The sequence below is a fragment of the Candidatus Pelagibacter sp. HIMB1483 genome, from assembly GCF_052048135.1.
Taxonomy (GTDB): Bacteria; Pseudomonadota; Alphaproteobacteria; order Pelagibacterales; family Pelagibacteraceae; genus Pelagibacter.
Window position 1 is genome coordinate 636,693 of sequence record NZ_JBNAIM010000002.1, and the last position, 20,195, is coordinate 656,887.

22 protein-coding genes are annotated in these 20,195 nt (G+C 25.5%); 15 read left to right on the plus strand and 7 right to left on the minus strand.

The genetic code is table 11. The annotated features are described in order from the left end of the window. The first annotated feature begins 25 nt into the window (after positions 1-25). The 13 genes from rpsB to lpxB are packed head-to-tail and all read left to right on the plus strand — an operon-like array spanning position 26 to position 11,668. Complete coding sequence (gene rpsB, locus ACTTAV_RS04015; protein WP_440670378.1) at positions 26-835, plus strand: 30S ribosomal protein S2; 810 nt, start codon at positions 26-28, stop codon at positions 833-835. A 1-nt stretch (position 836) separates the two neighbouring features. Continuing rightward, positions 837-1,688 carry a translation elongation factor Ts gene (tsf, locus tag ACTTAV_RS04020; protein ID WP_440670380.1) on the plus strand — a complete coding sequence of 284 codons (852 nt, stop codon included), beginning with the start codon at positions 837-839 and terminating at the stop codon, positions 1,686-1,688. Next, positions 1,689-2,240, plus strand: coding sequence for a ribosome recycling factor (frr, locus tag ACTTAV_RS04025; protein WP_440670381.1), 552 nt, complete (start codon positions 1,689-1,691; stop codon positions 2,238-2,240). Continuing rightward, positions 2,237-2,911 (plus strand): polyprenyl diphosphate synthase, encoded by a 675-nt coding sequence (gene uppS, locus ACTTAV_RS04030; protein ID WP_440670383.1) that lies wholly within the window; start codon positions 2,237-2,239, stop codon positions 2,909-2,911. The genes frr and uppS overlap by 4 nt, the downstream gene beginning before the upstream one ends. Further along, positions 2,911-3,567 (plus strand): phosphatidate cytidylyltransferase, encoded by a 657-nt coding sequence (locus tag ACTTAV_RS04035; RefSeq protein ID WP_440670385.1) that lies wholly within the window; start codon positions 2,911-2,913, stop codon positions 3,565-3,567. Before uppS ends, ACTTAV_RS04035 begins: the two co-directional genes overlap by 1 nt. Next, the gene (locus ACTTAV_RS04040) at positions 3,567-4,727 is read left to right on the plus strand and encodes a 1-deoxy-D-xylulose-5-phosphate reductoisomerase (protein WP_440670386.1); all 1,161 of its coding nucleotides are present in this window, start codon (positions 3,567-3,569) and stop codon (positions 4,725-4,727) included. Before ACTTAV_RS04035 ends, ACTTAV_RS04040 begins: the two co-directional genes overlap by 1 nt. Positions 4,728-4,732: 5 nt before the next feature. Further along, positions 4,733-6,979, plus strand: a complete 2,247-nt coding sequence (bamA, locus tag ACTTAV_RS04045; protein WP_440670388.1) for an outer membrane protein assembly factor BamA — start codon at positions 4,733-4,735, stop codon at positions 6,977-6,979. Beyond that, entirely contained in the window at positions 6,979-7,491 is a 513-nt protein-coding gene (locus ACTTAV_RS04050) for an OmpH family outer membrane protein (protein WP_440670390.1), read from the plus strand. Before bamA ends, ACTTAV_RS04050 begins: the two co-directional genes overlap by 1 nt. Next, on the plus strand, positions 7,488-7,937 hold the full coding sequence (fabZ, locus tag ACTTAV_RS04055) for a 3-hydroxyacyl-ACP dehydratase FabZ (RefSeq protein ID WP_440670392.1): 450 nt from the start codon (positions 7,488-7,490) through the stop codon (positions 7,935-7,937). The genes ACTTAV_RS04050 and fabZ overlap by 4 nt, the downstream gene beginning before the upstream one ends. Positions 7,938-7,988: 51 nt before the next feature. Then, on the plus strand, positions 7,989-8,966 hold the full coding sequence (lpxD, locus tag ACTTAV_RS04060) for a UDP-3-O-(3-hydroxymyristoyl)glucosamine N-acyltransferase (protein WP_440670394.1): 978 nt from the start codon (positions 7,989-7,991) through the stop codon (positions 8,964-8,966). Continuing rightward, on the plus strand, positions 8,966-9,748 hold the full coding sequence (gene lpxA / locus ACTTAV_RS04065) for an acyl-ACP--UDP-N-acetylglucosamine O-acyltransferase (RefSeq protein ID WP_440670396.1): 783 nt from the start codon (positions 8,966-8,968) through the stop codon (positions 9,746-9,748). Before lpxD ends, lpxA begins: the two co-directional genes overlap by 1 nt. A 1-nt stretch (position 9,749) precedes the next feature. Next, positions 9,750-10,535, plus strand: coding sequence for a UDP-2,3-diacylglucosamine diphosphatase LpxI domain-containing protein (lpxI, locus tag ACTTAV_RS04070; protein ID WP_440670398.1), 786 nt, complete (start codon positions 9,750-9,752; stop codon positions 10,533-10,535). Beyond that, a complete protein-coding gene (gene lpxB, locus ACTTAV_RS04075; RefSeq protein WP_440670400.1) occupies positions 10,532-11,668 on the plus strand; it encodes a lipid-A-disaccharide synthase in 1,137 nt (378 codons plus the stop codon). The genes lpxI and lpxB overlap by 4 nt, the downstream gene beginning before the upstream one ends. On the opposite strand, the gene gltX is transcribed toward lpxB, so the two are convergent. The 7 genes from gltX to ACTTAV_RS04110 all read right to left on the minus strand — a co-directional run bounded on the left by gltX (position 11,645) and on the right by ACTTAV_RS04110 (position 19,058). After that, entirely contained in the window at positions 11,645-13,045 is a 1,401-nt protein-coding gene (gene gltX / locus ACTTAV_RS04080; protein ID WP_440670402.1) for a glutamate--tRNA ligase, read from the minus strand. The two genes, lpxB and gltX, sit on opposite strands and share 24 nt — an antisense overlap. 22 nt (positions 13,046-13,067) lie before the next feature. Beyond that, a complete protein-coding gene (gene lexA / locus ACTTAV_RS04085; protein WP_440670403.1) occupies positions 13,068-13,745 on the minus strand; it encodes a transcriptional repressor LexA in 678 nt (225 codons plus the stop codon). Positions 13,746-13,834: 89 nt separating this feature from the next. Then, positions 13,835-14,626 (minus strand): indole-3-glycerol phosphate synthase TrpC, encoded by a 792-nt coding sequence (locus tag ACTTAV_RS04090; RefSeq protein WP_440670404.1) that lies wholly within the window; start codon positions 14,624-14,626, stop codon positions 13,835-13,837. Further along, positions 14,619-15,611: an anthranilate phosphoribosyltransferase gene (gene trpD / locus ACTTAV_RS04095; protein WP_440670405.1), complete on the minus strand. Its 993-nt coding sequence runs from the start codon at positions 15,609-15,611 to the stop codon at positions 14,619-14,621. The genes ACTTAV_RS04090 and trpD overlap by 8 nt, the downstream gene beginning before the upstream one ends. A gap of 5 nt (positions 15,612-15,616) precedes the next feature. Further along, complete coding sequence (locus tag ACTTAV_RS04100) at positions 15,617-16,186, minus strand: anthranilate synthase component II (RefSeq protein WP_440670406.1); 570 nt, start codon at positions 16,184-16,186, stop codon at positions 15,617-15,619. Beyond that, positions 16,183-17,643, minus strand: coding sequence for an anthranilate synthase component I (trpE, locus tag ACTTAV_RS04105; protein ID WP_440670407.1), 1,461 nt, complete (start codon positions 17,641-17,643; stop codon positions 16,183-16,185). Before trpE ends, ACTTAV_RS04100 begins: the two co-directional genes overlap by 4 nt. Continuing rightward, a complete protein-coding gene (locus tag ACTTAV_RS04110) occupies positions 17,640-19,058 on the minus strand; it encodes a SurA N-terminal domain-containing protein (RefSeq protein WP_440670409.1) in 1,419 nt (472 codons plus the stop codon). The genes trpE and ACTTAV_RS04110 overlap by 4 nt, the downstream gene beginning before the upstream one ends. Positions 19,059-19,113: 55 nt before the next feature. On the opposite strand from ACTTAV_RS04110, the gene tpiA reads away from it, so the two are divergent. After that, complete coding sequence (gene tpiA / locus ACTTAV_RS04115; protein WP_440670410.1) at positions 19,114-19,851, plus strand: triose-phosphate isomerase; 738 nt, start codon at positions 19,114-19,116, stop codon at positions 19,849-19,851. 5 nt (positions 19,852-19,856) lie between these two features. Beyond that, positions 19,857-20,159, plus strand: coding sequence for a preprotein translocase subunit SecG (gene secG, locus ACTTAV_RS04120; RefSeq protein WP_440670411.1), 303 nt, complete (start codon positions 19,857-19,859; stop codon positions 20,157-20,159). Positions 20,160-20,195: the final 36 nt, after the last annotated feature.

Below are 20,195 nucleotides of genomic sequence, written 5' to 3' on the forward strand. Positions count from 1 at the left end.
TGTGGTGGCTTAACCGGGAAAAAATATGAAGATACCTAACGTTACAATACAACAATTATTAGAAGCTGGAGTACATCTAGGTCATAAAACTCTTAGATGGAATCCAAAAATGAAAAAATATATTTTTGGCAAAAGAGATTCAATCCATATTATTGATTTAACACAAACTTTAGAATTAATTAAAGTTGCTCTGGAAAAAGTCCATGAAACAATAGCAAACAATGGAAAAATTTTGTTTGTGTCAACTAAGAAACAAGCATCAGAAGCAATTGCTGAGATAGCAAAAGAAACAGATCAATATTATGTAAACTATAGATGGCTTGGTGGAATGTTGACGAACTGGGGAACGATTTCAAATTCAATAAAAAAATTAAAAAAACTTGAAATAGATCTAGTTGCTGAGAATAGAGGTTTTACAAAAAAAGAATTACTCAAGATGAGTGTTAAAAAAGACAAGCTTCAAAGATCTTTAGGTGGAATATCTGAGATGAAAAAAGTTCCTGACTTAGTTTTCATTATCGATACCAATTATGAGTCTTTAGCAATACAAGAGTCTGTTAAACTAGGTATCCCAATAATTGCGATATTAGACAGTAATTCAAATCCAGATGGTATAGATTATCCAATTCCTGGAAATGACGATGCTAGAAGATCAATTGATCTTTACTGTAATCTAATTAAAGAAACAATTATTGATGCTAAAAAAAATGCACCAGCAACTGAAACTAAAAAGGCTCCAGAAAAAAAAGAAAAATCAGACAAAACTGTTGCTGAAATCGATCGAGATAAATTAGAAAAAAAATTTTCAAAAAAAAAAGAGGAAAAGTTAAACTAATATGAGTGACATAGAAAAAGTTAAAAAATTAAGAGAAGCAACAGGAGCTGGTTTTAAAGATTGTAACTTAGCAATCAAAGAGTCTGGTGGTGATTTAGATAAGGCAGTTGAAATTTTAAGAGTTAAGGGAATTTCTAAAGCATCAAAAAAAATGTCAAGAGATGCTAAAGAAGGAGTTGTTGCAATCAGTGGGGACGAAAAAAAAACATCAGTAATTGAAGTTAATTGTGAAACAGATTTTGTTGCTAAAAACGATGATTTTATAAATTTTGTAAAAGAGCTAAGTGAGTTAAACAATCAAAACGACTCTGATCTTGATAAATTAAAAAAATCAAAAATGAAAAATGATATTACTGTTGAGGAAAACCTAGTAGCATTAATAGCAAAAATTGGAGAAAAAATTACTATTGGAAAAACAAAAACAATTTCTAACTCTTCTTCAAATAATTATCAATATTTACATACAGTGGTAAAAGATAATTTAGCTAAACTAGCTGTAATTGTTTCATTAGAAACTAAAGAAAATTCAGATACTGTTAAAACATTTGGTAAACAATTATCAATGCATATAGCTGCTTCTAATCCTTTAGCATTAGAGTCGAGTTTAATAGATAAAACTATTATTGATAAAGAGCAGGAATTAATTACTGAAGAACTTAAAAATTCTGGAAAACCTGAAGAGATTGCTAAAAAAATTAGTTTAGGTAAGATGAATAAGTTTAAAGAAGAAAATGCTCTTTTAACACAAGCTTGGGTAATGGAACCAAAAAAGAAAGTTCAAGATGTTTTAAAAGAACTTGCTATTAATGATTTAAAGATCAAGGAGTTTAGCAGAATTAAAATAGGGGAATAAATGTTTGATGAAAAATCACATAGCCTCAAAATGGATAAATCAATAGAAGCTTTTACTAAAGAGCTTTCGTCACTTAGAACTGGAAGAGCTAATGCAGCAATGTTAGATCTTGTTAAAGTTGATGTTTACGGTCAACAAATGCCAATTAATCAAATTGGAAGTATTACAACACCAGAACCAAGAATGATTAATATTCAAATTTGGGACCAAAATAATGTTCCTTTAGTTGATGCTGCAATAAAAAAATCAGAGTTAGGATTAAATCCTCAGATTGATGGTCAGTTGATAAGATTACCAATTCCGGAATTGAACGAAGAAAGAAGAACTGAATTAAAAAAAATGATCAAGTCAATGGGTGAAAAATGTAAAGTTTCAATCAGAAATATACGAAGAGATGCAAATGATGAATTAAAAAAACTTTTAAAATCTAAAGAAATTGGTGAAGATGAAGAAAAAACTTTTGAAAAAAATGTTCAAAATATAACAGATAAACATATTCAAATTGTAGACGATAAAGTTTCAGCAAAAGAAAAAGAAATAATGACCATATGAACCCTTTGAATCATGTAGCCATTATCATGGATGGTAATGGAAGATGGGGTCTTAAATACAAGAATTCTCGAAACGCAGGACATAAAGCTGGATTAAATACTGTTGAAAAAATAATAAAAGAGTCAATCAAAAATAAAATAAGCTATCTAACATTGTTTGCTTTTTCTACAGAAAACTGGAAAAGACCAAAAAAAGAAATTAATTATTTATTTAATCTATTAGAAAATTTTTTAATTAATAAGATTGATGATTTACATAAGCAAAATATTAAACTTAAAATTTTAGGATCTAAAAAATTTTCTTCAAAACTTAATAAACTCTTAAATAAGTCTGAAAAAAAAACATCAAAAAATAATAAGTTACAAATCAACCTTGCATTAAATTATGGCTCCAAATCAGAACTAATTGATGCTTTTAAAAAGATGAGAAAAAACAAAAGCATTATAAGTGAAAAAAATTTAAGTAAAAATTTACAAACCAGAAATATTCCAGATCCTGACTTACTAATTAGAACAGGAAATACCAAAAGATTAAGTAATTTTCTATTATGGCAGCTCGCTTATTCAGAAATATTCTTTGAAAAAAAATTATGGCCTGCTTTTAATGAAAAAGACTATAATAGAATAATCAAAGAGTACAAAAATATTAAAAGAAATTTTGGGAAAATCTAATGCTTAAAGAAATTGAAAAAAGAATACTAAGTTCGTTTGTTATTATTCCTATAGCACTTTTTTTTATAATAAAAGGTTCAGTCTTTTTTTTATTTTTTTTAGGAGTTTTCTTTTTAGCCACATCTTATGAATGGTTAAAAATATGTAAAAATGATTTAGTAAAGTTATTAGGAATTTTGTTTTTACTTTTATCCTTTTACTCTGCTTATTTATTTAGAATTGATTATGGATTAAATGCTTTTTTATTTGTAATAATTATTTGTATTTTCACTGATTTAGGCGGATATATTTTTGGTAAGATGTTTAAAGGTCCAAAACTTATTAAAATCAGTCCTAATAAAACATATTCAGGTATGATAGGAAGTTTTATCTTATCAATAATAGCAGCCTTAGTTTTGTCTGAATATCAAAATTATATTTCATTATATGATTATTTATATGATTTAAAAAAAAATGATTTAATTCATATATTGATTATTTTATTTATTTCAGGAATAAGTCAAACAGGTGATTTAATTATTTCTTATTTTAAAAGATTAGCGAAAGTAAAGGATACTGGCAATTTATTACCTGGACATGGTGGATTGTTAGATAGAGTTGATGGAATAATTTTTGCTACGCCAATTTCTTATTTATTATTTAATTATTTAGGTTAATGAAAAAAAAAATTGCTATCTTAGGTTCAACTGGCTCTATAGGAAAAACTTTAATTAATATAATTAAACAAGATAAAAAAAATTTTGAAATAATTTTATTATCTGCTGATGAAAATTATAAAGAGCTATTAAAACAAGCTAAGTTTTTTAAAGTTAAAAATTTAATTATCACTAATGAGAATAGTTACAATAAAGCTATAAAAGATAAATTTTCTAAAAAAATAAATATTTATAATAATTTTAACAATTTTAGAAAAATTTTTAGAAAAAAAGTTGATTATACAATGAGTTCAATTTCTGGGATACAGGGGCTTAAACCTACGATTGAAATTATAAAATACTCTAATAAGATCGCCATAGCCAACAAAGAAGCAATTATATGCGGTTGGGATTTGATTCATAAAGAGTTGAAAAAATATAAAACAGAATTTATTCCTGTAGATTCTGAACACTTTTCCATTTGGTACGCATTAAAAGATATCAATAAAGATTTAATAGAAAAAATTTACTTAACTGCTTCAGGAGGTCCTTTTTTAAATAAACCATTAAGTAAATTAAAAAACGTAAATTATAAACAAGCGATTAAACATCCTAATTGGAAGATGGGAAAAAAAATCTCAATTGACTCAGCAACAATGATGAACAAAGTATTTGAAACAATAGAGGCTAAAAAAATATTTGATATATCTTATAAAAAATTATCAATTTTAATTCATCCTAAATCTTATGTTCATGCAATAATAAAATTAAAGAATGGTTTAACAAAGATCGTTGTTCACGATACTAGTATGAAAATACCAATTTATAATTCTCTTTATTCATCATCAAAAACAATTATCTCTAAAAAAATTGATCTTAAAATTTTGAATAATTTGGATTTTAAAAATATTGATTATAAGAGATTTCCTTTAACTAAAATCTTAAACATTTTGCCTGAAAAATCCTCATTATTTGAAACCATTTTGGTCTCTATAAATGACAAATTAGTAGAATTATTTTTAGATAACAGAATTAAATATACTGATATTTCCAAAAAAATGCATAATATGCTTCGATTAAATAGTTTTAAAAAATACAAGATAAAAAAAGTAATGAATATTAAAGAAATTATTAATTTGAATAATTTAATTAAAAATAGAGTTAGTTTAATTTCTAAATAATAGTTATGTTTAATAAAATATTTAAAATAAAGATCTTATTTATTATTTTATTTTTTTCATTTAATACAATTTTAAATGCAGAAATTGTTAATAAAATAGAAGTTAAAGGTAATGATCGTATTTCATCAGAAACTATTAAAATGTTTTCTGAAGTATCAACAAAGGATGATTTAAATGAAAATGATTTAAATCGTATATTGAAAAATTTATATAATTCAAACTTCTTTGAACTAGTTAATGTTAAATTAGAAAATAATATTCTTCAAATTACTGTAAAAGAAAATCCAATTATTCAAAATATTGAATATAATGGAATAAAATCAGATACAATGTTGTCTGATTTAAAAAAAAATGCAATTTTAAAGTCTAGATCTTCATTTAATGAAATAATCTTAAAAAATGATCAAGATAAAATTGCAAAATTTTTAAAAGAATTAGGTTATTATTTTTCTGAAATTGATATTTCTATAGAAGAACTTCAGGATAACAAAGTCAATTTAACTTATAATATTTTATTAGGTGATAAAGCTAAAATTAAAAAGATTTCATTTATTGGAAATAAAATTTTTAAAGATAAAAAACTTAAAAATATAATTTTAAGTGAAGAATACAAAAGTTGGAAATTTTTATCAGGTAAAAAATTTCTGAATGAAGCAATGATTAAATATGACGAAAGATTATTAAGAAATTTTTATTTAAATAAAGGTTTTTATAATGTGCAAATAAATTCATCATATGCAAAAATATTAGAAAATCAGGAATTTGAATTAATTTTTAATATTGATGCAAATCCAAAAATTTATTTTGGTAAATTAGAATTAGACTTGCCAACTGATTTTTCAAAATCAAATTATGAAAGTATAGAAAAGTTTTTTAGTAAACTAGAAAATGAACCATACTCTTTAAATAGAGTAGAAAATATATTGGAACAAATTGAAGTAATTACAATTAACGAACAGTATGAGTCTATAAAAGCCTCAGTAAATGAAAATGTAGTATCAAATAAAATTAATATCACTTTTAAGATTGAAGAAACTGAAAAAATTTTTATTGAAAAAATTAATATTTACGGAAATAACATTACACGGGAATCAGTAATTAGAAATCAAATCGAAATAGATGAAGGTGATCCATTTAACCAAATTTTATATTTAAAATCTGTAAATAACATTAAATCATTAAATTTTTTTGAAGAAGTTGAAGGTGAAGTTATAGATGGAATTAAGTTTAATTCAAAAATAATCAACTTTACAGTTACAGAAAAAGCTACTGGTGAAATTTTTGCCGGTGTAGGAACTGGTACAACTGGTTCAAATATTTCTTTTGGAATTAAAGAGAATAATTATTTAGGAAGAGGTGTTTTGGTCGACAGTAATTTAAGTTTATCTGAAACAAGGGTGAAAGGAAAATTATTAATCTCTAATCCAAACTATAAAAATTCAGACAAAAGCCTTGATTTAACAATACAATCCTCAGCTGTCGATCAATTGTCTACATCTGGCTATAAATCAAATGTTATAGGTTTTGATTTAGGTACTAAGTTTGAATATTTAGATGACTTAAGATTTGGACTAGCCACTAAAAACTCTATTGAAGAAATTACAACCGATAGTTCAGCCTCTGCAAGACAAAAAAAACAAGCAGGTAATTATTTTGATAGTTTTATTGGATTAGATTTTTTTTATGATAAAAGAAATCAAAAATTCCAAACAACTGATGGTTTCTTTAGTAATTACGGATTAGATTTACCAATTATTAGTGATACTAACACATTAAGAAATGCATATGATTTCAAAATTTTTAAAGAATTATATGAAAATAATGTTTCAACCTTTTCAATATTGTTAAGATCATCCAATTCTATAAGTGGTGATGATATAAAATTATCAGAACGATTATATATACCTGGAAACAGACTAAGAGGTTTTGAGCCAGGTAAAGTTGGTCCTAAAGATGGTAGTGATTTTATTGGTGGTAATTTTTTAACATCAATTAATGCCACTACAACAATTCCAATGTTTTTAGAAAATTTACAAACTGTGGATATTGTTGCTTTTGCAGATGTTGCCAATATTTGGGGCGTAGACTACGATAGTTCACTTGATAAAAGTGGTGTCAGAAGTTCTGTAGGAATAGGTTTAGATTGGCTGACACCTGTTGGTCCTCTAACTTTTTCATTAGCTCACCCAATTACAAAAGAACCGACCGACATAGAAGAAACATTTAGATTTAATATAGGAACAACTTTTTAATGAGTTTTTCAAATAAACTAATTACTATTTTTATAGTGTTGTTTATAAATATATCTTCTGCTCAAAGCGAAGAAAAAATTGTTTATATAGATCTTGATTATGTTGTAAGTAATACAAAAGCTGGAAAACTAATTATAAGTAACCTTGAAAAATCAAAAAAAATAGCACTATCTAAATTTGAAAAAAAAGAAAAAGAATTAAAAAAAATTGAAGATGACATAAATAAACAAAAAAATATTTTGTCTCAAGAGGAATTAAAAAAAAAACTAGTTGAATTTAGAAAAGAGATTGCAATTTTTCAAAATGAGCGGCAAATGGTTATAAATGATTTTAATAAAAAAAAGATAGATGAATTTAATAATTTTTTTAAAAAAATTACTCCAATAATCCAAAGCTATGTAAGTGAAAGAAATATTGAAATAGTTCTAGATAGAAAAAATATATTTGTTGCAAGCAAAAAAAAAGATATTACGAATGAAATAATAAAACTTATAGACTCAAAAATAAAATGAGCACTACATTAAATAAAAAACAAATAATTGAATTGTTACCACATAGAGAACCAATGTTACTTATTGACGAATTATATGACATAAAAAAACTATTTTCCGCTACGGCTGTTGTAAATGTAAAAAAAGATAGCTTTTTTGTTGATGGTCATTTTCCTGGTCAGCCAGTAATGCCAGGAGTTTTAATTGTAGAATCTTTTGGGCAAGCTGCTGCAGCCTTGACAGCACACGGATTAGATAAATCTACTTATGAAAATAAACTTGTTTTTTTAATGGGGGTAGAAAAAGCAAGATTTAGAAATCCAGTTATACCTGATTGTAAGTTAATTTTAAAAATAGAAGCAATTAGATCTCATGGACGTGTTTGGAAGTATAAGGGTGAAGCTTTCGTAGATGAAAAAAAAATGGCTGATGCAATATGGTCTGCCACAATAGTAGACAAGAAATAATTAGCAATAATTTTTGATAACATATGAAGATTTGCTTTGGTAAAAGCAATCATGTCTAATCCTTTTTTAATTAATAGTGGTCCATACAATGTAAATGAAATTCTTCAAATTTTGAATATTAATTCAAATATTGGAGAAAATGATAAGATTGAAAATATTAAAGATCTTTTTAGTGCAGATAAAAAAAGTATTACTTTTTTTCATTCTAAGAAATATCAAGAAATAGCAAATAAAACCAAAGCATCTTATTGTCTTACTACTGAAAATTTAAAAGACTATTTACCAAAAAATTGTAAACCAATTATTGTTAAAAATGTTTTAGTTTCCACCTCTATTGTAACTCAAAAGTTTTACCCTAATTCTATTGAAGATGAATATGACAATACTGTAATCGAAATTAATAAATCTGAATTTGCAAAAAGAATAAATGCTGGTAAAAATGTACTTGTAGGGCAAAATGTTAAAATTGGTAGCAATTGTCTAATTGGACATAATTCAATTATTGAAAAAAATGTTCAGATTGGAAATAATTGTAAAATTGGTTCAAATACAATAATTAGAAATTCAATTATAAAAGATAATGTTTCTATCTTAGATAATTGCGTTATAGGAAAAAAGGGATTTGGTTTTTTTCCAATTTCTGAAAAAAATATTAGATATCCTCATATAGGGATAGTTATAATTAATGAAAATAGTGAAATTGGCTGTGGAGCTACTATTGATAGAGGATCAATGTCAAATACTGAAATAGGCAAAAATACTTTTTTAGATAATCAAATTCATATTGCTCATAATGTTAAAATTGGTGACAATACTATTATAGCTGGTCAAGTTGGAATTGCAGGGAGCTCAACAATTGGAAATAATGTAAAAATAGGTGGTCAAGCTGGTATATCTGGGCATCTCAAAATAGGAAATAATGTTGAAATTGCTGGTGGTAGTGGTGTTATAAAAAATATACCCGATAATGTAAAAGTAATGGGTTATCCAGCTAAAAATATTAGAGAATTTTTAAGAGATAATAAATAATGATACATAAAACTGCTATTGTAGACCCAAAGGCAAAAATATCACCTAGTGTTGAAATAGGAGCTTATTCAATAATTGGTCCAAAAGTAGAAATAGGTGACAATACAATTGTTCAATCCCATGTAAGTATAGTTGGAAATACTAAAATAGGGAGTAAAAATAACATATATCCTTTTGCATCTATAGGTAATGATCCCCAAGACTTAAAATTTTCTGGAGAGGAGACAAAATTAGAAATAGGAGACAATAACAAAATTAGAGAATATGTTACCATAAACTCAGGAACAAAAGGAGGAGGTGGACTAACAAAAGTTGGTAACAATTGTTTGTTTATGGTCTCGTCGCATATAGCTCATGACTGTTTAGTTGAAGATAATGTAATTTTAGCAAATAATGTACCTCTTGGTGGTCATGCTCATATTGAAGAAAATGTAATTATTGGTGGAAATTCTGCCGTACAACAATTTACCCGTGTAGGTAAATCAGCAATGATTGGTGGAATGTGTGGAGTAGTGAGAGACATAATTCCTTATGCGATGGTTCATGGAAATAGAAGCATTCTACAAGGACTTAATTTAATAGGTTTAAGAAGAAAAAATATTCCAAATAAAGAAATTATGATTTTAACTGACGCATACAAAGAAATATTTAAAAATGAAAATTTGACAGAAAATTTAAAAAATTTGAATAGTGATTTAAAAAAAAATGATTTAGTAAAAGATGTGGTGAATTTTTTAGAAAAAGATAAAAAAAGACCAATTTGCACCCCTTTTTCGAAGTAGAATGATAGGGTTATTTTTAGGAGATACTGATTTTTCAAGTATAGTATTGAAAAAAGTTAAAAAACTTAAGAAAAAGTTTTTTATTATTGATTTTTCTAAAAATAATAAATTCAAAAAAGAGAAAAATTCTTACAGAATAAGTATCGGTAAATTTGGAAAAATAATAGATTTAATAAAAGAAAAAAAATCAAAAAAAGTATTATTTGCAGGAAAAATAGCAAAACCAAAATTCTCTACCTTAAGATTAGATTTAAAAGGTATTTACTATATGCCCAGCGTTATTAGGGCTGCAAAATTGGGAGATGCTGCAATTATTAAATCTATAATAAAAATATTAAATGACGAACATATTCAAGTTATAAGCTCAATTTCGTATAACCCTGAATTAGCAGCAAAAAAAGGAAATCTTACTAGATCAAAGCCAAGTATTTTTGATCTAAAAACAATTAAAAAAGGTGTTAGTTATTTTAATAAATCAAATAGTCTTGATCATATACAAGCTTTAATAGTAAAGGATGAAAAAATCATCTCCAAAGAAAGTAGCAAAGGAACAAAAATGATGCTTAATAAATTAAAAAAGAAAACAGGTTCAATTTTAATTAAATTTCCAAAAAAAAAACAAGATTTAAGGATGGATTTACCAACCATTGGATTGAGAACCTTAAAGGATTGTAAAAAGTATGGTTTAAAAGGAATAGTTCTTAAATCAAAAAAAAATATTTTTCTAGATAGAAAAAAATGCATAAATTTCGCTAACAAGAATAAGATATTTATTAAAGTTATATGAAAAAAATATTTATATTAACAGGCGAGGCTTCTGGAGATAGATTAGCAACATCAGTTATTTCAAAATTAAAAAAAGAGAATACTAATATAGAATATTTGTCTGTTGGCGGATCATATCTAAAAAGTTTAGGTATTAGATCTATTTTTGATCTTAAAGATATTACTTATTTAGGATTTACTACTGTTTTATTAAATATTTTTAAAATTAAAAAAAAAATAGATTTTACTGTGGATGAAATTATAAAATTTAATCCAGATGTACTTTTCAGTGTAGACAGTCCTGATTTTACGTTAAGAGTTGCAGAAAAAGTAAAAAAACTAAATAAAAATATAAAAACTATTCATTATGTTGCTCCACAAGTTTGGATTTGGCGAAAAAATAGAGTTAAAAAAATTAAAAAATTTATTGACCATATACTTTTACTTTTTAATTTTGAAAAAAAATATTTTGATGATGAAAATATAAAAAACACATTTGTAGGTCATCCTTTAATTGAAAAAGATCAAAAAGTTAAAACTGATCTAACTAATATCATTACAAGAGATAAAAAGATTATCTCAATTTTTCCTGGAAGTAGAAAATCTGAAATAAATGTTCTTTTACCTATTCAATTGAAATTTATCAAATTGATGAATAATAAAGATCCTAATTATTTTTATGTATTTCACTCTACTGATGAAAATAAAAAAATAATTATGAATCATTTTGAGACTGCTGATCTAAAAAATATTGATATTGTCTCTGATGAAAATATTAAATCTCAAATTTTATCTAATTCAATTTTTGCCGTTTGCAAATCAGGAACAGCTTCATTGCAAGTGTGTAATGCGAATGTACCGTCAATTATTGTATATAAGTTGAGCTTTATCAATTTTATGATTTTTAAATTATTGGTAAATGTAAAATATGCAAATATTATAAATATTATTAATAACCGAGAAGTAATACCTGAATTATTACAAGGAGAGTGTAATGCTCAAGAAATTTATAAATCTGTTGTGTTTTTTCTTAAAAATCCTGATTATATGAAAAAACAGTTAGATGATTGTAAAAAAACTTTAGAAGGCATTAGATCAAAAACTTCATCTTCTGCAGAAGCTGCTTCAATTTTAAGCAAGTATCTTATTAGCTAACCTTTTATTAACTTCTTCTTTGCCTAAAGATATAATTATATCATAAATACCTGGTCCAAATTTAGAACCAGTTAAAGCTATTCTCAAAGGCTGTCCAACACCTTTAAAATTAGTATCATTAGATTTAATAAGCTCGTTTATTATCGGTTCCAAAGTCTCCTTACTAAGCTTATCTACTGTATTAAATTTAGTGGTAAAATCAGAAATGACTTTTTTGGCTTTATCATCAATTAACTTAATATCTTCTTTATTAAAATCAATTTCATCTGCCACAATATATTTACCATTATTAAATATATCTTCTAAAGTTTTAGCCTTATTTTTTAAGAAGGTTAGAGATTTTTTGATCTTGTTTTTTTTATCTGACTTAATTTCATTTTTATATAATTTACAGTATTCAACTAATTGATCAAATAAATCACTTTCATCAATATTTTTAATATAGTGTTCATTCATCGATAGAATTCTACTCATATCTAACTTAGAAGGAGATTTACCAATCCCATCTAGATTAAAATATTTAATACTTTCATTTAAGTTAAATATTTCTTTATCTTTAAAAGACCATCCTAGTCTTAAAAGATAATTTCTAAGAGCATCAGGCATAATACCAATCTTTGAATAATCATCTAATGTAGAAGCTTTATCTCTCTTGGATAGTTTTTTTCCTTCAATTGTATGAATTAAAGGTATGTGAGCAAATGAAGGTAATTCCCAATTCATAGCTTGATAAATTTGTATTTGTTTAAAAGTATTTATCTTATGATCATCACCTCTAATTATATGAGTCATATTCATTTGATGATCATCAACTGAAGCTGACAAGTTATATGTTGGAGTTCCATCATTTCTTAAAATAATAAAATCTTCAATAGTATTATTATCAATTTCAACATCTCCTTGAACTAGATCTTTCAATATAGAAGTACCATCTATTTTACTTTTAAATCTTATGACTGGTTTGATACCTTTTGGAGCTTCTGTTTCTTTTTTGTTTCTCCATTTTCTATCATAGATATAAGGAATCTTTTTTTGTCTTGCTCTTTTCTTTTGTTCTTCTATTTCATCACTTGAACAATAACATTTATATGCATGACCATTTTTGAGTAATTCATTTGCAACTTTTATGTGATCTTCAATTTTTTTCGATTGTATATATTCTTCTCCATCATAATTTATACCAATCCATTTTAGAGATTTAATTATTTGTTCTTTATATTCTTCTTTTGATCTTTCTTTATCTGTATCTTCTACTCTTAAATAAAAATCACCTTTTTGGTTTTTAGAATATAGCCAATTAAATAAAGCTGTTCTAACCCCACCAATATGCAAAGGTCCAGTAGGAGATGGAGCAAATCTTGTTGCTACTTTTTTCATTAAAAATGTTTAGACTATTTTACTAGAAGTTTCTATATAAAGATACTAAAACGCCCTGTACTTTAACTCTATCTGGGCCAAAAATTTTAGTTTCGTAGTTTTTATTAGCACTTTCAAGTGCTACAACTTTACCTTTTTTTCTAATTCTTTTAAGCATAGCTTCATGCTCATCAATTAATGCAACAACTATTTTTCCATTATCTGCTGTATCAGTTCTTTTAATAATAACAGTATCACCTTCGTTAATACCAGCTTCAATCATTGAATCTCCCTGCACTTTAAGACCAAAATAATCACCATTTTTTTCTAAGTTACTCGGTAAAGGAATTCTTGAAACTTCATTTTGAATAGCTTCTACAGGTGTTCCAGCAGCTATTTTTCCCAAAACTGGAACCTCAACATCATCAGACGTTGGTTTTTCCTCATCCAAACCACCTTTGATAACACTAGGTGAAAAACTATTATAAATATCATTTGCTGAAGCTGTTTCTGGTAATTTAATCACTTCTAATGCTCTTGCTTTATGAGCAAGTCTTTTGATAAATCCCCTTTCTTCTAAAGCACTTATTAATCTATGAATTCCTGACTTAGATTTTAGATTTAATGATTCTTTCATTTCTTCGTAAGAAGGAGATACGCCAGAGCTTCTCAACTTTTTGTTGATAAATAAAAGTAGGTTTTTTTGTTTTTTTGTTAACATAAGAACAAATATCGTACAAAATCTGTTCTACAAAAGTTCTCTACAATTCACAATAGTAAAAAAAGGCAATAAAATAGGGGATTATTCGACTATAGAACAGAAAAAATAGAATTATTGTCAAGATCCTTCAAAAGTGATTCACCAATTAAAAAAGTTTTAATAGATGTCTTGTTTGAGAGATCCAACAACTCTTCTTTTGTCTTAATTCCACTCTCAGAAATTAATGGACCAGGGTGATCAACTAAAACATCATGAATATCAAAAGTTGTATTTATATCAGTTTTTAAAGTTTTTAAATTTCTATTATTTATTCCAATCAAAGCTTCTTTAAATTTAAGAGCTTGTTTAGCTTCTTCAACGGTGTGCACCTCGACAATAACAGACATATTAAATCTTAATGCCTCTTCATACAAATCATTTGCGAGGCTTTCACTAACACCAGCTAAAATAATCAAAACAGCATCAGCCCCATAACTTTTTGCTAAAGGTACTTGAAATTTATCTACAAAAAAATCTTTACATAGAATTGGTAAATTAATTTTTTGTTTAATCTTACTAATATGTAACAGGTTTCCTAAAAAAAAATCTTCTTCAGTTAAAACTGATAAACAAGTAGCTCTATTCTTATTATATGTGCTAGCTATTTGAACAGGATCATAATCTTTAATAATTATACCCGCAGAAGGACTGGCTTTTTTAATTTCAGCAATAATTGAAAATTTACTTTCTTTTAAATTATTTTCGATTTTTTCTTTAAAATTAATAAATGTTTTATTTGTATCAATTAATTTATCTAATGAGTCTTGCGAAATATTTTTTTTTAAATTTTCTAATTTTTCACTTTTTTTTTTAATAATTTTTTCAAGAACATTTTCAGGCATTTTGAATTTTTTCTAAATGGTTAATAACTCTATTTGATAAAATATGTTCTCTTGCATTTTTATAAGCATCACTAAAATTCTGATAAGTTTCATTAACTATTAATCCTGCTGCAGCATTTAAACAAACAGCTTTAGAAAAATCATTATCTTGACCTTTAAATATATCAATCATTTTATCTGCATTAAATTTTGCATCATCACCGATAAGATTTTCAAATTTATCTGCATTTACATTTAATTCTTTAGGGTCAATAACAAATTCAGTAATTTCTTTATTTTTTAATTGGATGATATTTGTTTTGGCATAAGGTGAAATTTCATCTAAGCCATCCTCACTATTTACAATCCATGCAAATTTAATATCTAAATTATTTAAAGCATTTGCAAATATTTTTAATAGTTTTTTATCAAAAACACCAACTACTTGTCTTTTTACAAGGGCGGGACTGCTTAATGGTCCAATCAAATTAAATATAGTTCTTTTACCAATTTTTTTTCTAGTTGGACCAACAAATCTCATTGCACTATGGTAATTAGGTGCAAACATAAAACCAAAATTATTTTTGTTTATTTGAGCTTCGATATCCTTTGGGTCTAAATTAATTTTAATATTTAGAGCTTCTAAAACATCACCTGATCCACATTTAGAAGATACAGCTTTATTCCCATGTTTTGCTACCTTAACACCCATGCTTGCAAGTAATAATGCAGATGCTGTAGATATATTTAGTGTATTCATGCCATCTCCACCTGTACCACATGTGTCTATACAATTTTCTACATTTACTCTTTTTGATTTATCTCTAAGAACATAAACACCACCAGCTATTTCATCTGATGCTTCACCCTTAGCTGATAAAAATGTTAAAAAATCAAATATTTCTTGATCTTCTGCTTTACCTTCCATTAATAATTCAAAAGCTCCTTTGCTTTCATTAAAAGATAAATTTTCTTTATTCTTAATTTTTTCTATGAATTCTTTCATTAATCTTAAATTTTAATAAAATTTTTTAAAATTTTAATACCTAATTTAGTTTTAATACTTTCAGGATGAAATTGCACTCCATGAACATGGTATTTTTTGTGTTTTACACCCATTATTAAACCATCTTTTGTTTCAGCTGTAATTTCCAGATTTTCAGATAATGATTTTTTATCAATAATTAGGCTGTGATAACGAGTTGCTTCAAAGATTTTTGGAAGATTTTTTAATATACCAGTTTTTTTTGATATTATTTTACTAGTTTTACCGTGCATCAGTTTTTTTGCCTGAATAATTTTTGAACCAAATACCTGACCAATTATTTGATGACCTAAACAAACACCGAGAATTGGTATTTTTTTATATAAAGATTTTACAATTTTAAGACAATTACCTGATTGATTAGGATTACCTGGACCAGGCGAGATTACAATTTTATTATAGTTACTTTTTAAGATTTCATTTGTAGTAATTTTATCATTTCTAATTACATCTACATTTATCTTTAATGAGGACAGGTAATGATAAAGATTAAAAGTAAAACTGTCGTAATTATCAATTAAAACTATTTTTTTCATTTCAGCGCATTAATTAAAGCTTTTGCTTTATTTACTGTCTCTTCGTATTCTTTTATAGGTTTGCTATCTGCAACAATACCAGCTCCAGCTTGAACATAAAATTTATCTTTTTTAGCTACAGCTGTTCTTAGAGCTATACAAGTATCAAATTCCCCATTTGCTGAAAAATAACCTATACCACCTGCATAAACTTTTCTTTTTGTTGTTTCTAATTCATCTATTATTTCCATAGCTCTAATTTTTGGAGCCCCAGAGACTGTTCCTGCAGGAAAACCGGCTAGTAGTGATTTAAATTTAGAAAATTTTTTATTATATTGTCCAACGACATTAGAAACTATGTGCATCACATGAGAATATCTCTCAATTATAAAGCTTTCTGTCACTTTTACAGTATTTATTTTTGAGACCTTTCCGGCATCATTTCGTCCTAAATCTAATAACATTAAATGTTCAGATAGCTCTTTTTTATCTTTGAGTAAGTCTTTTTCAAAATAAAGATCTTCTTTTACAGTTTTACCTCTTGGTCTTGTTCCAGCTATTGGTCTTACTGTAATTTTATTATCCCTTAGTCTTACTAATATTTCTGGACTTGCACCAATTATTTGAAAGTCATTAAAATTAAAAAAAAACATAAAAGGAGAAGGGTTGGTGACTCTTAGTTTTTTATAAATATCAATTGGTTTTTTTGTTAACTTTGCTTCAAATCTTTGACTTAAAACTACCTGAAATATATCACCTAACTTTATATATTTCTTTGCTTTATTGACCATTGATAAAAATTTATTTTTTGATGTATTGGATTTAACTTTTATCGTATTTAAATTTTTATTTTTTCTTAAATCAATCTTTGGTATTGTTGATTGAATTGATAATCTAAAAAGATCAGATTGAATATCATTATATTTCTTTTGATAATTATTGATTTTCTCATCTTTAAAAATATTACAAATATAAAATATCTCTTTCTTTAGATTATCATGAATTACCAAAGTTCTTGGCCTCAAAAGTCTAACATCTGGTAACTGAAGATCGTTTTTACAATTATTTGGAATTTTTTCTATATATCTAATTGAATCATAAGAAAAATAACCTGAAATTAATGAGCATATTTTTGGTAAATTTTTAGGGGTTTTAAAATTGAAATCTTCTATAATTTTTTCAATTAAGTTTTCAGGCTTATCTTTTAATCTAATCTTTTTATTTTTTTTAACAATATAAGAGTTATTATTATTGAATTCCCAAATCTTGTCAGGATTTTTTCCAAATATTGTGTATCTACCTTTAATTTTTCCTTTTTCAACAGATTCAAATATAAAACTATTTTTTTCTTCCAAAAAATTATCTATTAAATTTAAAACCTCTTTATCATTTTTTACTTTTTTAGATGTATAGATAATTTGATTTTCCTTGTTTCTATGTCGAAACTTGAACTCTTTAAAGCTTCGATTAGTTATCATTGAAAGAAATTTTTAACACGTTCAATTGTCTTTTGATTTAAAGTGACATTATATTTAGTATTCAAAAATAAATCATAAGATTTTAATAAAGTGTTTTTATTATTTGATCCATGTTTATCAACATATTGCTGAAATTTTTCACTGTTATAATCTATAACAATCTCTTCAAATTTTTTCACTTTTGCTAAATAAATATTGTTTTCTTCATCATTTATCAAGGTGAATGAATTAATTGGTAAACTATATAAAACTTGAACTGCATTGATTTCAAATTTCTTATTATCTTTAATTGAATTTAATTTTGTTGTTTGAATCCTTCCTTTGCTCATTTTGAAAAAATCATCACTATTAAATTGTTTACTTGTGATTTTATCTAATAGATTTTTATTGTAATCAAATTTATTTTTTTGCAAAACCAAAGTAAGAACTTCTTCTTTTATCTGTTTATCATTTAAATCTGGCTCTCTTTCAGAAATATTATTTATATTATAGATTATGAAGTCATTTTTATTTTCAAAAATATCAAATTTATTATTTCTTAATTCATAAATTTTTTTCTCTATTTCATTTTTATTAACTGAAAATTTAAAATCTTTGATAATTACAGGTGATATGTTTAAATTTGATACAATTGACTCAAAATCTACTTCATTAGATATATCAATTTCTATTTGGTCAATTTTATCAAAGAAAGATTGATTAAAATCATCAACTCCAATTAAATTTTTAGGGTTTATTACTGCATAACTAAAATCAACATATTCTACTTTTAATTGATCTTTATTTTCATTTATAAAATTTTTTAATTCAACATCTGTAATTTCTTCTTTTCTTATATAAAAATCTTTTAAATCTAGAAAATCTATTTCAAGTTTTTTATTTTCTTCTTCATAAAGTTTTTTAATTAAAAATTGTGGTGAAGTTGTTCCAGCACCAATATAATCAAATAAATTTTTTTGTAGTTCTCTACTACGCAATCTTTGTTCAAAGCTTGGGGCTGATAAATTATTTTCAAGTAAAAATTTCTCGTACTTTATTCTCTCAAAATTTCCATTTTCATCGTGAAAATTTTTATTTTCTTTTATTTTTTTAAGTAGAGTTAGTTCACTAACTATAAGATTAAAATCTTTAATTTCTAAATCAAGCAATGTTGTTGATACAAGACCTGATAGTAGTTCTTCAATAATATTTTTGTCTAAATTTTCTTTTATTGTTTTTTCAGGTATTCCTGATTTATTTAAATAATCTATAAAATCTTGTGTTGAAATATTATTGTTATTTATTTTTGCAACAGTGTTGGTATTTCCGCTGCTAAACATTCCTCCCATTCCCCAAAATACAAATGGAATAATTATAATAAAAACTAATAAGCCGGCAAATTTAGTTTTTGCAAAATTTCGAAAACTACTAATCATCCTCTATAAATTTATTGATCTATAAAAAGCAAACCTATAGATTAAATTATAACAGATGACAAATAAATATATGTATTTTATTGCAAATTGGAAAATGTTTGGTGTTTTAAATTCACTAAATTCACTACATAAAGTCTTAAAATTTTTAAAAACATTTAAAAATAATAAATCTATCAAATTAATTTATTGTCCGCCAAACACGTTAATTAGACCCATGACCAAAAAATTAAAAAAATCAAATATTGATGTTGGTGCTCAAAATTGTCATGAGAATGAAGCTTATGGTGCTTTTACTGGTTCTGTAAATTCAAAGATGTTGAAAAGTGTGGGTGCCAAGTATGTAATAATAGGTCATTCAGAAAATAGACAAGTTGGTGAAACAAATAAATTAATTAATAATAAGATTAAAAGTGCTCTTAAATCTGGATTAAAAGTAATTTTTTGTATTGGTGAAACTTTACAAGAGAAAAGAAAAAGAATAACAAAAAAAGTTTTAAATTCTCAAATGAAATTAGGTCTAAATAAAATTAAGAATAATAAAAATATTTTAATTGCTTATGAGCCTGTCTGGTCAATTGGAACAGGATTAATACCAAAATCAGAGGAATTATATGAAACAATAAATTTTATAAAAAAAAGAATGAAAAATTATAAAGTTTTATATGGTGGTTCAGTAAATCCAAAAAATATTAATGAATTAAAAACTATAACAAATATAGATGGATATTTGATTGGCGGCGCATCACAAGATCCCAAAAAATTCATTGATATAATTAAAAAAACATATAATTAACCTCCATGGAAAATATATTATTAGTTTTAAACATCATATTTGCCGTAATTTTAGTTTTACTTGTTTTAATGCAAAAATCTGAGGGGGGTGCTCTTGGAATAGGTGTTTCTCAAGAAAGTTTTATGTTTTCTAGATCAGCAGGAAATTTTATGACAAAAGCAACAGCTATTGTTGCTACTTTATTCATCATCTGTAGTCTTGGTTTAACAATTGTATCCAGAGGCGATTTAGCCCCGACTTCTTCAGTTTTAGATACAGTTGAGGAAAAAACTGAGGACACACCGTCAATTCCAGAAAATAATAATTAATACTTTCAATTTTCTTTTTTCTTCGCTATAAGATAC